Here is a 13,994-nt window from a genome sequence, read left to right as displayed (position 1 = left end):
GGACACAATCTGACCGGGTGAGGGATGATCCTGGGGTCATGACCGAGAAAACGCTGCTCCGACCCGAAGGACTCGTGAACTCCCCGGCGTTCACCCACGTCGCCGTCGTCCCGGCCGGGATGACCACCCTGTACGTCGGCGGCCAGAACGCCGTCGACGGCGAGGGCCGCCTGATCGGTGGTGACGACGCCGCGGCGCAGACCGAGCAGGTGATGAAGAACCTGAGGACCGCGCTGGCCGCCGCGGGCGCGACCGTGCACGACCTGATCTCGATGACGATCTACCTGGCCGAGGAGGTCGACCTCGCCGAGGCGTACCCGGTGGCCGCGGCCGGGCTCGAAGGCGCGGCGCCGACCGTGCAGGGCATCCGCGTCACCAGCCTGACCGTCCCCGGCGCCCTCCTCGAGGTCAGCGCGATCGCAGCGATCGCGCCGTGACCGGAAAGCCAGGCGGGCCCGCGGGCCAGGTCGGCCGGACCAAGGACGCCGGCTGGCAGATCGGAGTCTCGAAGACCATCGACCGCCCAGTCGATGAGGTCTGGGACTTCGTCACCTCGCCGGCCGGCGTCGCGATCTGGCTCGGCGAAGGCGTCACCCTGCTCAACGAGAAGGGCACCGGCTACGAGACCAAGGACGGCACCCGCGGCGAGCTCCGCAGCTTCCGCGAGCACACCCGGGTCCGCCTCACCTGGCAACCAGCAACCTGGTCGCACGAGACAACCCTGCAGCTGTCGGTGGCCCCGACAGCTGCAGGCAAGGCTCGTCTAGTCGTGCACCAGGAACGCCTGGCCAACGCCGCCGAGCGGGAGCAGCAGCGCACCCACTGGCAGCAGGTCGTCAATCAGCTGGTCGCGGCGCTGGCCTGAAGGTGCTCACGCAGGAACGCGAAAGCCTTCGGGTACGCGTCCAGCTTGTTGGCGCGCTTCACCAGCCCGTGTCCCTCGTCGCCGTACACGTGCAGCTCGCACGGCACCTTCCGCTGCTCCAGCGCCGCGACGATCTGCTCGGCCTCGGACAGCGGCACCCGTGGGTCGTTGGCGCCGTGGATGACGAACAGCGGCGCCTGGATCGCGTCCACCCGGCTCAGCGGGCTCACCGACTCCAGGAACTCCCGGTCGGTCTCCAGGTACCCGTACTCGCGCTCGCGGACCCGCCGCCGGTACGGCGAGGTGTTCTCCAGGAACGTCACCAGCGAGGCCACGCCAACCAGGTTGACCCCTGCAGCCCACAGCGACGGCTGGAACGCCAGCCCGGCCAGCACCATGTAGCCGCCGTACGAGCCACCCCAGAGCGCTACCCGCGACTGGTCGACACCGATGGTCGGCAGCCATGCGTGCAGCGCGGCCAGGTCGCGCACGGAGTCCAGCCGCAGCTCCCGGTCGTCCAGCGAGTACCAGCGCTTGCCGTACCCCGTGGAGCCGCGCACGTTCGGCACCAGCACAGTGTGGCCGTCGGCAACGAGTCCGGCGACCAGCGGGTGCCAGATCTTCCCGTGCTGCCATTCCGGACCGCCGTGCACGAACATCACCGCCGACCCGTCTCCACCGCCCTCCGGCTGGTAGACGTAGACCGGCACCTGCTCACCGTCGAACGACTCCACCCGGTACGACGTCGGCGGCGTCAGCCCGGCAGGCACGGCGACGGCGTCCGGCGCCCGCACCTCGTCCAGCGAGCCGCCGGCCACGGAGTACCGGAACACGTGCTGCGGTTCGACCGGACTGCTGTAGGTGATCACCAGGTGCTCGCCGTCAGCGGACCAGTGCGGCTGCGCCTCGACCAGCACCGCGCCACAACCACCAGCAGGCAGCGCCAGGGGAGCGACCAGCTCTCCGTCGGCAGTGTGCAGCGCCAGCGAGATCTCCCCGTCCACATTGGCTGCCACCAGCAGGTGCCGCCCGTCCGGGCTGGCCCAACTGACCAGGTCCCGCTCGTCGTCGGCCACCACGGTCAAGAGCGACCGCGTCGCCAGCTCGTACCGGAACACCGCCACCCGGTCCCGGTCGATGTCAGCGGACAGCAGGAACCCGCTGGAGTCCGGCAGCCAGGAGACGGCGTACGACGTGTTCGGATCGTCGTACGCCGTGACGTCGCTGACCTCGCCGGTCGCGGTCTCGACCAGCAGCACGTGGATGGAGTTCGCCGGACCACCAGCGCGGCTCACCGCGACCCATTGGTCGTCCGGCGACGCGTTCACCGCGTAGACGTACCCGCCGCCGTCGTACAGCGTGGTCTCCTCGCCGGTCGCGAGGTCGCGGGCGACCAGGTCGAAGTCGATCTCGTTGCGGCGGTTGGTGGTGAACAGCACCCGGCCGGGCCGCGCGGCGATCAGGTGGTGGAAGTACGTGGGGTCGTGCACCAGCGGTCTCGACGAGGAGTCGGCCAGGTCGAGCAGCGTCAGCTGGCCGCGCTCGTTGCCGCCGGTGTCGTGCTCGACCACCACCTGCCGGGTGCCGGGAACGTACGCGGCGCTGACTACCCGCTCACCCGAAGAGGTCAGGGTCCGCCACTCGCCGTCCGGTCCGACCTCGGACAGCTCACGGACGCCGCTGCCGTCGTACCCGATCAGCAGGCGACCCTCAGGGTCGATGTCAAAGGCAACGAGATAAGGAAGGGCGAGCAGCGTGGGCAGCATGCTGCCGACCCTACCCACCCTTCCGTGTCACCGATCCCCGTGCCAGGAGTGCCACAGCGCGGCGTACGGACCGCCCGCGTCGACCAGGTCGTCGTGCCCGCCGAGCTCGACGATCCGGCCGTCCTCGACGACCGCGATCACGTCCGCGTCGTGCGCGGTGTGCAGCCGGTGCGCGATCGCGACGACCGTCCGGCCCTCCAGTACGCCGGCCAGCGAGCGCTCCAGGTGCCGGGCCGCGCGCGGGTCCATCAGCGAGGTCGCCTCGTCCAGCACCAGCGTGTGCGGATCGGCGAGAACCAAACGGGCCAAGGCGACCTGCTGCGCCTGCGCGGGTGTCAGCGTCGTACCGCCGGAGCCCACCTCGGTGTCGAGACCGTGCTCGAAGCCGGCCACCCAGGCGTGCGCGTCGACCGAGCGGAGCGCGTCCCACAGCTCGGCGTCGCTCGCCCCCGGCCGGGCCAGCAGCAGGTTGTCCCGCATGCTCCCGACGAACACGTGGTGCTCCTGGTTGACCAGCGCCACATGGCTGCGCACCTGCTCCGCCGACATCTCGCCGAGCGCGGCACCGCCCAGCGTGATGTCACCGACGCGTGGCGAATAGATGCCGGCCAGCAGGCGGCCGAGCGTCGACTTGCCCGCGCCGGACGGCCCGACCAGCGCCACCCGCGCGCCCGGCTCCACGGTGAGCGTGACGCCGTGCAGCACGTCGCGGCCCTCCAGGTACCCGAAGCGGACCTCGTCGGCCAGCACGGTCCGCCCGTCCGGCTCGTTCTCCTCGCCGACGGCGGCGGCCTCGATCTCCCGGACGCCGACCAGCCGGGCCAGTGAGACCTGGGCGACCTGCAGCTCGTCGTACCAGCGGATCATCATGTTCACCGGCTCGACGAGCATCTGGATGTAGAGCGCGCCGGTGGTCAGCGCACCGACCGTGATCCAGCCCTGGATGGACAGCGCGCCGCCGACCATCAGCACCGCGGCCAGCGCGATCGCGTGCGTCATGTTGATCACCGGGAACAGGATCATCCGCAGGAACAGCGTGTACCGCTCCCAGGCGACCCACTGCCCGATCCGGGTGTCGCCGAGCTGGATCCGGCGGCTGCCGAGCCGGTGCGACTCGACCGTGCGGCCGGCGTCGACGGTCTCGGCCAGACCGGACGCGACCGCGGCGTAGCCCGCGGCCTCCGACCGGTACGCCGAAGGCGCGCGCCGGAAGTACCAGCGGCCGCCGATGATCAGCACCGGCGCGGCGATCACCAGCGCGACCGCCAGCTCCGGCGCGGTCACCACCAGCGCACCGATCAGCAGACCGCCCCACACCACGGCGATGGTCAGCTGCGGTACGGCGTCGCGCATGGCGTGCGACAGCCGGTCGATGTCGGTGGTGATCCGGGACAGCAGGTCACCGGTCCCGGCCCGCTCCAGCACGCCCGGCGGCAGCGCCACCGAGCGGACCAGGAAGTCCTCGCGCAGGTCGGCGAGCATCTCCTCGCCCAGCACCGCGCCGCGCAGCCGGGTGATCCGGACGAACACGGTCTGCACGATCAGCGCGACCAGGAAGCCCAGGACGACGTACGGGAGGTTGACGTCGGTGTCACCGATCGACAGCTGCTCCACCACGTTGCCGAGCAGCCAGGGACCGACCATGCCGCTCAGCGCGGCGACGGCGTTGACCGCGGTCAGCCAGCCGAACGCCCTGCGGTGCCGGCGGAACAGGACCTTCAGGTAGGCCTTCACCGTCGCCGGACCGGCGACCGGGAGGCGGGCCGCCTCCTGCGGGGCGGCCGGGTCGTACTCGGGGCGCTTCACACCGACTCCTCGAGAGTGGGCTCGTCTTCACGGGTCACGACCGCGCGGTAGCGCAGGTCGCTGTGCACCAGGTCGCGATGGACGCCGACGGCGGCCACCCGGCCGTCCGGCACGAACACCACGCGGTCGGCGCGGTCCAGCATCAGCGGGCTCGACGTGAACACCACGGTGGTGCGGCCGGACCGCAGCGCCCGCAGGCCGTCGGCGATCCGCGCCTCGGTGTGCGCGTCGACGGCGCTGGTCGGCTCGTCGAGCACGAGCACCGCCGGGTCGACGTACAGGGACCGGGCCAGCGCCACTCGCTGCCGCTGGCCACCGGACAGGGACCGGCCGCGCTCGGTCAGCACGGCCTCCATCGGGTCGTCGGTGCCACCGGCGGGCAGCGACTGCCGCAGGACTTCCAGGATGTCGGCGCACTCCGCCGCATCCAGCGCCTGCTCGGCTGTCACGGCTCCGCTCGACGGTACGTCGAACAGCTCGCGGACCGTCCCGGACAGCAGCACCGGGTCCTTGTCCTGCACCAGCACCGCCGTACGGGCGGACTCCAGCGGCAGCTCGTCGAGCGCTACACCGTCCAGCAACGCCGACAGGTCGTCAGGCTCCGCCTCGGGGCTGTGGCCGCCCAGGTGGTCGGCCAGCCGGCCACCGGCGTCCGGGTTCCCGCAGACGACCGCGGTGAAGCTCCCGGCCGGCACCTCCAGCCCGGAGACCGGGTCGAACAGGTCACCGTCGGGGACCTGCGCGGCGCCGGTGCCACGGCTCTCGTCCATCCGCTGCAGCGACAGCACGCGGGCCGCCCGGCGCGCCGACACCTTGGAGAAGATGAACGCGCTGGCCGTCTCCTCGAAGGTGTGCAGCGGCACCAGCATGAACGTGATGAACCCGTACGTCGTGACCAGCTCGCCGACGGTGATCCGGCCGTCCACCACCAGGCGGATGCCGAACCACACCACGACGACCAGGAACACCCCGAACAGCAGCACCTGCAACGCCGCGATCAGCGACCACATCCGGGCGCTGTGCACCGCGCTCTGCCGGTACTCCTGGGAGGCCGAGCGGTACCGGTCGAGGAACAGCTGCTCACCGCCGATGCCGCGCAGCACGCGCAGCCCGGCAACGGTGTCGGCGGCCAGCTCGGTCGCCCGGCCACCCTTGGCCCGCTGCGCGTCGGCCCGGCGCTCGGCCGGACCCATCAGCGGCACGATCGAGAACGCCAGGATCGGTACGGCGATCGCGACCACCAGGCCGAGCTGCGGCTCGTAGAAGAGCAGCCCGATCACCACCGCGAAGCAGGTCAGCAGCGCGGCCGCGAACCGGCCGAGCACCTCGACGAACCAGCCGATCTTCTCGACGTCGCCGCTGCTCACCGCGACCACCTCGCCGGCCGCGATCCGGCGGGTCAGCAACGATCCGAGCTCGGCGGCCTTGCGGAACAGCAGCTGCTGCAGGCGGGACGCCGTACTGATCCAGTTGGTCACCACCGCGCGGTGGAAGAACGAGTCCGCGGCCGCCTTGGCGGCACCGAACACGAGCAGCAGCAGGACGGCCAGCACCAGCTTGGTCCAGGACTTGTCGATCACGGCCTGGACGGCCAACCCGACCGCGACCGGAGAGGCGGCGATCCCGCCGAAGAAGATCAGCCCCCAGCCGAGGGCCGCGAGCTGCCCGCGGAGCTGCTGGTGCTCCAGCCAGAGGATGAGTCGGAGACCGGACCGGGTGTCGGGCACACCCGGATCGGCGAACGGAACAAGGCGCAACGACATGACGTCTCACAGGAGGCGTAGGAGGGGGTTTTGGCACCTGACCAGGCGAACAGACCAAGCCTAGGCGGGCCCCCGACGGCCCTCAAACTGTTTTCGTGCCGAATGAGACACTGCCCAGGTGGGTGAACTGACTCGGCGCAGGCGGTTGCTGGTGCTGGGCATCTGCTGCCTGAGCCTGTTCATCGTCGGGCTGGACTCGACGATCGTGAACCTGGCGCTGCCCGCGATCCGGGCCGACCTGGACGCCTCGGTGGCGAAGCTGCAGTGGACGATCGACGCCTACACGCTGGTGCTGGCCAGCCTGCTGATGATCTCCGGCTCGACCGCGGACCGGGTCGGCCGGCGGCGGACGTTCCAGGTCGGGCTGGTGCTGTTCGGCCTCGGCTCGCTGCTGTGCGGGCTGGCGCCGACCGTGGACCTGCTGATCGGGTTCCGGATGCTGCAGGCGGTCGGCGGCTCGATGCTGAACCCGGTCGCGATGTCGATCATCACCAACACCTTCACCGACCCGCGCGAGCGCGCCCAGGCGATCGGGCTCTGGGGCGGCGTGGTCGGGCTGAGCATGTCGGTCGGCCCGCTGGTCGGCGGCGCCCTGGTCGACTCGGCCGGCTGGCGGTACATCTTCTGGATCAACGTGCCGGTCGCGCTGGTCGCCCTCGTGCTGACCGCGCGGTTCGTGCCGGAGTCGCGGGCCGCGGTGGCGCGCCGGATCGACCCGGTCGGTCAGGTGCTCGTCGTGCTGCTGCTCGCCGGTACGACGTACGGGATCATCGAGGGCCGCGCGGCGGGCTGGACGTCGCCGCTGATCATCAGCTGCTTTGTGGTCGCCGTGCTCGCGCTGGCCGGGCTGGTCTTCTACGAGCGGCGCCGCGACCAGCCGCTGCTCGAACCGCGCTTCTTCCGCAGCGCGCCCTTCTCCGGCGCGACGCTGATCGCGGTCGCCGGTTTCGTCGCACTGTCGGGTTTCCTGTTCCTCAACTCCCTGTACCTGCAGGAAGTTCGCGGCTTCACCGCGCTGCACGCCGGACTGCTGACGTTGCCGATGGCAGCGATGACCGTCGTGTTCGCGCCGGTCTCCGGCTGGCTCGTCGGCCACCGCGGCCCGCGCCTCCCGCTCGTCGTCTCCGGCGTGATGCTCGCCATCAGCGGGCTGATCCTGTCCCGGCTCACCACCAGTACGCCGACCCTGCTGCTGCTCGGCGGCTACCTGATCTTCGGGCTCGGCTTCGGCGTGATCAACGCGCCGATCACCAACGCGGCCGTCTCCGGCATGCCCCGCGCCCAGGCCGGCGTCGCGGCGGCGATCGCCTCGACCAGTCGCCAGGTCGGCGCGTCGCTCGGCGTCGCGATCGTCGGCACCGTGCTCACCGCCCGGCTCGCCGGTCCGCTGGAGACCGGCTTCGTCGACGCGGCCAAGCTGTGCTGGTTCATCATCGCGGGCTGCGGCGTCCTGGTCCTCGTCCTCGGCCTGATCACCACCGGCCGCTGGGCGCAGCGCACCGCCCGGGCCGTCGCGGCCGACCTGACCTAACCGTCGTACAGGCCGGCCCGGCCGAGCGCCTTGAGGCGGCCGCGGAGGATCTTCTGCCGCCGCTCCTCCTCCGGGAACAGCTCCACGTACGCCGGACCCTTCGCGGCGAGCAGGTCGTCGTCGAGCCGCCGGACCGTGCCGGCCGGGAAGCGGTGCGTCATCGCGGCCTGGACCGCGGCGCTGTCGATCCCCTGCAGCAACTCGGTCAGCTCCTCCTCGGTGCCGACGCCGAGATCGGCCAGGATGCCGAGCATCCACGCGTAGTGGTTGGTCTTCGCGTGCGGAGCGTCCGGGTACCGCCGGGTCAGGTACGTCGTCAGCGTCGCCGCGGTCAGGTCGCGCGGCGCCTCGTCGTCCGCGGCGGCCGCCAGCTCGCGGTACAGCCGGTCGATCTCGGTGAACTCGTTGTCGGCCAGCTCCATCAGCGCCGCCGCGAGCAGGAACCGCCGGTCGAACTCCGGCTTGCGGTCCGGCGGGATGTCCAGCTTGTAGCGGATGTCGTGCTCGAACTCGGCCCACGCGTGCTGGACCGCGGTCCGGACCTGGATCTCCATCACCAGGTTCCGCAGGACGGCGTACTCGGGCAGCTCGCGGCGGTGCGCGTTCAGCCGGACCAGGTAGTGCTTGCTGGCGTAGCCGAAGACGCCCTGCGCGCGGGTGTGCGCGCCCATGTCGGTGTGCTCGACGATCTCGAACTCGGCCTCGATCACCTCGCAGACCCGGTCCACGGCCTCGACCAGGAAGGTGATGATCCGGGCCGCGACCAGGTCGGTGATCTGGTTCAGCGGGTCGTCGTACTTCGGCCGGGCCGGCTCACCGGGCCGCGGCTTGGAGGCCTTGGACAGGAACGAGTCGGGGTCCTTCGCGCGCGCGGTCGCGCTCAGGTAGTTGATGCCCTCCTCCTCGCCGATCAGCTCGTTGATCAGCGACTCGAGCTTGCGGGCACCGCCGACGTACTGCTGGTGCATCCGCTCGTACTGCGCCGCGGCCTGGACCGCCCAGTCCCCTCCCATGCGCAGACCATAGTCGGCTACGCCCCGATAGGCGCGTCTAGGGAAATCTAGTGATTTCCGTAGAGAACACGAGTCTTTGACAGATCAGCGACACGCGCTCGGGTTCGCTAGCGAAATCTAAGGAAAACGCTAGACGCGCTCATACAGTGAAATGCATGGATCCGATCCGGAATCCCTATGCGCCCGGCGCCGGCCAGCGCCCGCCCGAGCTGGCCGGACGCGACACCGAGGTGCGGCAGTTCGAGGTCGTGCTCGAACGCGTCGCCGCGGGCCGCCCGGAGCGGAGCCTGGTGCTCAGCGGCCTCCGCGGCGTCGGCAAGACCGTGCTGCTGAACACGCTGCGCTCCCAGGCGATCAAGCGCGCCTGGGGCACCGGCAAGATCGAGGCCCGGCCGGACCAGAGCATCCGGCTGCCGATCGCGCAGGCGATGCACACCGCGATGCGCGAGCTCGGTCACCGGCACCGCGACGACGAGCGGGTCGACCAGTTCAGCGCCGTCCTGAAGGCGTTCGCGCTGCGCACCGCGCAGAACGACCGCAAGGGCATCAAGTGGCACCCGCCGGTCGACGTCGCCGCCGCCAAGGGCCGCGCCGACTCGGGTGATCTCGAGATGGACCTGATCGAGCTGTTCGCGGACGCCGCCGACCTGGCCGGCGACCTGTCGGTCGGCGTCGGGCTGTTCATCGACGAGATGCAGGACATCTCCGACGACGACCTGTCCGCACTCTGCGCCGCGTGCCACGAGATCTCCCAGCAGAGCGCGCCGCTGGTCGTCGTCGGCGCCGGGCTGCCGCACCTGCCCGCCGTACTGTCGGCGAGCAAGTCGTACTCCGAGCGACTGTTCCGCTACGTCCGCGTCGACCGCCTGGCCCGCGAGGCCTGCGACCGCGCGCTGATGATCCCGGCCGAGTCCGAGGACGTGTACTTCGAGGAGGAGGCCCTCGACGAGCTGTACGCGCAGACCGACGGCTACCCGTACTTCGTCCAGGCCTTCGCCCACGCCACCTGGGACCACGCCCCCGCCAGCCCGATCACCGTCAAGGACGTCGCCGTCGCCGGCCCCGAGGCCTCGGCCGAACTCACCGTCGGCTTCTTCGGCTCCCGCTACGAACGCGCGACACCGGCCGAACGCGAGTACATGCGCGCGATGGCCGAGCTCGGCGTCGGCGTCGCCGACGGCTCCGTCCCCACCGCCGAGGTCGCCGGCACCCTCAAACGCAAACCCCAGTCGCTGTCCCCGGCCCGCGACGGCCTGATCAAGAAGGGCCTGGTCTTCTCCGCCGAACGCGGCACGGTCGCCTTCACCGTCCCGCACTTCGGCAAGTTCCTCAGGACCCGCACTGCCTGAGCTGTCAAACTCTTGACCGGAAGCTGACGTGAACCGGCCTTTCGGGAATTACCGGTGAGTCGCTAGGGTGAACCGACATGACCACCGGGCGGAACGGGCAGCGTGCGGGCACGCGTGCGTCCAGATCCGCCAAGCGGCGGCGCAGTGCGCGGCACTGCCGGAAGAAGTCGTACAAGGCGCAGTGGTTCTCGGTGACCGCGCTGGCGGTGCTCGGGACTGTGATGGTCGTGCACCCGGACGCCGGGCGGCAGAGCTTGGCGGCGTCGTTCGCGGAGCAGCAGGACGCGGTGGCGCAGCCGCCGGTGCAGCCGGTTGTGGTGCCGACGCACATGCCGTCGGCGGTGCCGACGCTGACCAAGCCGCAGCGGCCGGCGCCGACGCTGACCCGGCAGCCGAAGGGCTCGAAGCCGAACGTGACGGTGTCGACCGGCAAGCTCAGCGTCGTACCGGGCTTCGCGAAGGCGACCAGGAACGTCGGCAAGATGACCTACCGGATCGAGATCGAGCAGGGCCTCTCGCTCAACCCGGCCGCCGTCGCCACCGCCGTGCACAAGACGCTGACCGACCCGCGAGGCTGGCAGGCGCTGCACCCGGTCAGCTTCGAGCGGACCGACAAGGCCGACGCCGACCTGCGGATCATCCTCGCGACGCCGACGCTGACCGACAAGCTGTGCCTGCCGCTCGACACCGGCGGTGAGGTCTCCTGCCGGGTCGAGGACCGCGTCGTGCTGAACGCCAAGCGCTGGGTGTACGCCGTACCGGCGTACAACGGGGACGTCGACCTGTACCGCAACTACCTGGTCAACCACGAGGTCGGCCACGCGCTCGGCCACGGGCACTCCGACTGCGACCAGCCGAACACGCCGGCCCCGGTGATGATGCAGCAGACCAAGGGCCTCGGCGGCTGCCTCCCGAACGCCTGGCCGACGACCAAAGCCACCTAGTGCACCACCCCTCGGCATGAGAGTCTGACGAGAAGACCAGCCGAGGGAGCCACGATGTCGTCACCGCAGTTCCCCACCTACGGCCGGGGCGACGACCCGGACGAGCAGGACCGCAGCCAGTACTACGCCAAGCCGGTCCCGTACGGCCACGAGACCTACCCGCAGCCACCGGCTGAGCAGCCGCCGGTCTACGGCCAGCCTGGTGACACTCAAGGCCACCACCAGCCACCGGCGTACCGGCCCGGCCACCCGTACGGCGCTGCCGCCGCACCCCAGTCGCACCAGCTCCCGTCGTACGGGCCGGAGCCCCGCCGCGACCCCAGAGCTGCCCGCGTGGCCCTGCTGGCAGCGGTGATCGCCGGCGTGTACGGCCTGCTCGTCATCTCCGTGCAGCGGGTCTCCCTGCGCGAGATCTCCCAGGCCCCTGGCTCTCCGCTCAACCATCCGCTGCGGACCGACGTGCTGGACACCATCGGCCAGCTGCTGACGGTGATCGTCGGCATCGCCGCGCTGGCGATGTGGCTGCGCGACCTGCAGGGCCGCCGGAAGGCCCGGCGTGAGCTGGACCCGTTCGAGCTCGGCGGACTGCTGCTGGTGGCGCTGTCGCTGGTCCCGATCCTGATCTGGCTCGGCATGGTGCTCAGCACCGGGCTGGGCGCGGTCGACGACTCGCTGCACCGGCTGCCGACGGCGTACGGGTGGGGTGGCTTCGGCCTGCTCCTGCTCGCTCTGGGCTTCGCGCTCGGCTACCGCGAGCTCAAGCCGGAGGTGGCCAACCCCGTCGTCCAGGCAGCGCCGGACCGGCCGCCGTGGGAGTGATCGCACCGGTCGTCCTGGTGCCGGGGCTCGGCCTCGGCCCGGAGTCCTACGGCCCGACCCAGCAGCACCTGGAGATCCCGTCCGACGTCGTCACCCTCCCCGGGTACGGCGAACCGACGTACGACGACGACCTGCACGTCGAAGCCCTCGCTGATCGCCTGGCCAAGCAGCTGCAGCCCGGCACGGTCCTGGTGAGCCACTCCGCCAGCTGCCACGTCGCCGTCGCGACAGCGCTCGCCTACCCCGACCTGGTCTCCGCGCTGATCCTGCTCGGCCCGACCGGTGACGTCACCGCCTCCGGCTGGCCGACGCTGGCCGGCCGCTGGGTCCGCTCGGCGCTGTGGGAGCGGCCGACGCTGATCCCGACGCTCACCAAGCAGTACTTCCGGACCAGCTTCCCAGCGATGGCCCGCGCCGAGCAGGTCGGTCGCCAGTACGACTTGGCCGCGGCGCTGCCACAGGTCGCCGTACCGGTTGTCGTGCTCAGGTGCTCCCACGACCACTTGTGCCCAGCGGCCTGGGCTCAGCGACTCGCCGAGCTGGCCGGTGGCGAGGCCTGGACGCTCCCGACCGGCTCGCACATGCCGGTGCTGACGAACGGCCGCGACCTGGCCACGTTCATCCACCGGGCAGCCGGTGTATACAAAGCTGGATGACGAGCTAAAGTTGACGCGCTAACAACACCACACCTCCGCGGGAGCTCGCACCGGATTGCGGGCTGAGAGGGCGACGAGCATCAGCCGGGTCGCCGACCGCCTGAACCTGACCGGGTAATGCCGGCGTAGGGAGCAGGTCAGATGACCACGACTGCTGTCCGCAAACCCAGTACGACGACCGAGGCGCCGCTCGTCCTGACCACCGACGCGCCGCGCACGCTCGGCTTCTTCGACCAGTTCACGCTCTGGGGCAACCTCGGCATCTCGCTGTTCGGCCCGGTCACCGGCGCGCTCGTCGCGGCGTACACCGGATCGCTGTGGCAGGGGCTGCTCGCGGTCGTCGTCGGCTGCGGGATCGGGGCGCTGGTGCTCGGCGGTGCGGCCGTCTTCGGGTCGCACACCGGCGCTCCGGCGATGGCCAGCCTGCGCGGGCTGTTCGGCCGCCGCGGCTCGATGGCGCCGACGGTGCTGAACATCGCCCAGAACATCGGCTGGGCGACGATGGAGATCATCGTGATCTCGCAGGCCGCGGTCGCGGTGACCGGGGAGCGGTGGCGCTGGCTGTTCGTCGTCCTGGCCGGGGTGATCGCGACCGCGATGGCGGTCCGGCCGCTCGGCAGCGTGAAGCTGCTGCGCAAGTTCATGGTCTGGTTGGTGCTGCTGGCATCGATCTACCTGTTCGTCCAGGTGCTCAGCAAGCCGGTCCACGATCTCCCGCAGGACAGCGTCTTCGGCTTCTGGCCCGGTGTCGACCTGGCCGCGGCCGGCGTCGTCTCGTTCGCGCCGCTGGCCGCCGACTACACCCGGCACTCGCGCACCAACAAGGCCGCCTTCGCCGGTTCGTCGCTCGGCTACGGCCTGGCCGCCATCCTGTACTACGGGCTCGGCGTCCTCGCCGTCGCGACGCTGCAGACCAACAGCACCGACGTGATCACCGCCCTGGTGACGCTGCCGGCCGGCGCGATCGCGCTGTTCGTGCTGCTGGTCGACGAGGTGGACGAGGCCTACGCGAACGTCTACTCGACCACGATGGCCGCGCACAACCTGGTCGGCCACCTGGACCGCCGTTGGCTGTCGGTCGGGATCGGCGTCCTGGCCACCGGGCTCGCGCTCTTCGTTGACCTGGGCAACTACACGCAGTTCCTGTACCTGATCGGCTCGGTCTTCATCCCGCTGTTCGCGGTCGCGATCGCCGACTTCTTCGTGGTCAGCCGGATGAACTGGAACGTCGGCGACACCGCGCCGTTCCGCTGGCAGCCCGCGGTCGCGTGGGTGTTCGGCTTCGTCGCCTACCAGCTGGTGAACCCGGGCACGGTCAGCGGCTGGTCGCCGTTCTGGCTGGACCTGCAGGGCAAGCTGTTCGGCGGCGAACCGGTGCCGGGCTGGCTCGGTGCGACGTACACGTCGATCATCGTCTCGATGGTGGCCGCGGTCGCGTTCGGTGCGATCGGACGCCCGAGGAGACAGTGACCGGAGACTTCG

General features: G+C 70.8%; 12 protein-coding genes and 1 riboswitch. Of the genes, 8 read left to right on the top strand and 4 right to left on the bottom strand.

Annotated features, from left to right (window positions below; genetic code table 11):
- The first annotated feature begins 38 nt into the window (after positions 1 to 38).
- Positions 39 to 437: a RidA family protein gene (locus ACZ6Z4_RS26635; RefSeq protein WP_465569644.1), complete on the top strand. Its 399-nt coding sequence runs from the start codon at positions 39 to 41 to the stop codon at positions 435 to 437.
- The gene (locus ACZ6Z4_RS26630) at positions 434 to 865 is read left to right on the top strand and encodes an SRPBCC family protein (protein ID WP_465569642.1); all 432 of its coding nucleotides are present in this window, start codon (positions 434 to 436) and stop codon (positions 863 to 865) included. Before ACZ6Z4_RS26635 ends, ACZ6Z4_RS26630 begins: the two co-directional genes overlap by 4 nt.
- Here the strand turns inward: ACZ6Z4_RS26630 and ACZ6Z4_RS26625 are convergent.
- Genes ACZ6Z4_RS26625 through ACZ6Z4_RS26615 form a run of 3 tightly spaced genes read right to left on the bottom strand, consistent with a single transcriptional unit; the run spans position 841 to position 6,200 of the window.
- The gene (locus ACZ6Z4_RS26625; protein WP_465569640.1) at positions 841 to 2,631 is read right to left on the bottom strand and encodes a S9 family peptidase; all 1,791 of its coding nucleotides are present in this window, start codon (positions 2,629 to 2,631) and stop codon (positions 841 to 843) included. The genes ACZ6Z4_RS26630 and ACZ6Z4_RS26625 overlap by 25 nt on opposite strands.
- Positions 2,632 to 2,658: 27 nt before the next feature.
- Entirely contained in the window at positions 2,659 to 4,437 is a 1,779-nt protein-coding gene (locus ACZ6Z4_RS26620) for an ABC transporter ATP-binding protein (RefSeq protein ID WP_465569638.1), read from the bottom strand.
- Positions 4,434 to 6,200: an ABC transporter transmembrane domain-containing protein gene (locus ACZ6Z4_RS26615; RefSeq protein ID WP_465569636.1), complete on the bottom strand. Its 1,767-nt coding sequence runs from the start codon at positions 6,198 to 6,200 to the stop codon at positions 4,434 to 4,436. Before ACZ6Z4_RS26615 ends, ACZ6Z4_RS26620 begins: the two co-directional genes overlap by 4 nt.
- Before the next feature lie 118 nt (positions 6,201 to 6,318).
- On the opposite strand from ACZ6Z4_RS26615, the gene ACZ6Z4_RS26610 reads away from it, so the two are divergent.
- Complete coding sequence (locus tag ACZ6Z4_RS26610) at positions 6,319 to 7,731, top strand: MFS transporter (RefSeq protein ID WP_465569634.1); 1,413 nt, start codon at positions 6,319 to 6,321, stop codon at positions 7,729 to 7,731.
- Here the strand turns inward: ACZ6Z4_RS26610 and ACZ6Z4_RS26605 are convergent.
- Positions 7,728 to 8,744: a GTP pyrophosphokinase gene (locus ACZ6Z4_RS26605; RefSeq protein ID WP_465569632.1), complete on the bottom strand. Its 1,017-nt coding sequence runs from the start codon at positions 8,742 to 8,744 to the stop codon at positions 7,728 to 7,730. The genes ACZ6Z4_RS26610 and ACZ6Z4_RS26605 overlap by 4 nt on opposite strands.
- A gap of 155 nt (positions 8,745 to 8,899) precedes the next feature.
- Between ACZ6Z4_RS26605 and ACZ6Z4_RS26600 the strand changes: the two genes are divergently transcribed.
- From ACZ6Z4_RS26600 to ACZ6Z4_RS26580, 5 genes are all read left to right on the top strand, one after another.
- Complete coding sequence (locus tag ACZ6Z4_RS26600; protein WP_363676694.1) at positions 8,900 to 10,093, top strand: ATP-binding protein; 1,194 nt, start codon at positions 8,900 to 8,902, stop codon at positions 10,091 to 10,093.
- Between the two features lie 77 nt (positions 10,094 to 10,170).
- On the top strand, positions 10,171 to 11,037 hold the full coding sequence (locus ACZ6Z4_RS26595) for a DUF3152 domain-containing protein (protein WP_363676693.1): 867 nt from the start codon (positions 10,171 to 10,173) through the stop codon (positions 11,035 to 11,037).
- 54 nt (positions 11,038 to 11,091) lie between these two features.
- Complete coding sequence (locus ACZ6Z4_RS26590; protein ID WP_465569630.1) at positions 11,092 to 11,856, top strand: hypothetical protein; 765 nt, start codon at positions 11,092 to 11,094, stop codon at positions 11,854 to 11,856.
- Entirely contained in the window at positions 11,847 to 12,512 is a 666-nt protein-coding gene (locus ACZ6Z4_RS26585; protein ID WP_465569623.1) for an alpha/beta fold hydrolase, read from the top strand. The genes ACZ6Z4_RS26590 and ACZ6Z4_RS26585 overlap by 10 nt, the downstream gene beginning before the upstream one ends.
- Before the next feature lie 27 nt (positions 12,513 to 12,539).
- Positions 12,540 to 12,661, top strand: a riboswitch (TPP riboswitch).
- Positions 12,654 to 13,982, top strand: coding sequence for a purine-cytosine permease family protein (locus ACZ6Z4_RS26580; protein WP_465569617.1), 1,329 nt, complete (start codon positions 12,654 to 12,656; stop codon positions 13,980 to 13,982). Its footprint overlaps the riboswitch before it by 8 nt.
- Positions 13,983 to 13,994 lie beyond the last annotated feature (12 nt).

The organism is Kribbella sp. NPDC104740 (genome assembly GCF_055583505.1).
This window is presented reverse-complemented; position numbering and strand designations above follow the sequence as displayed.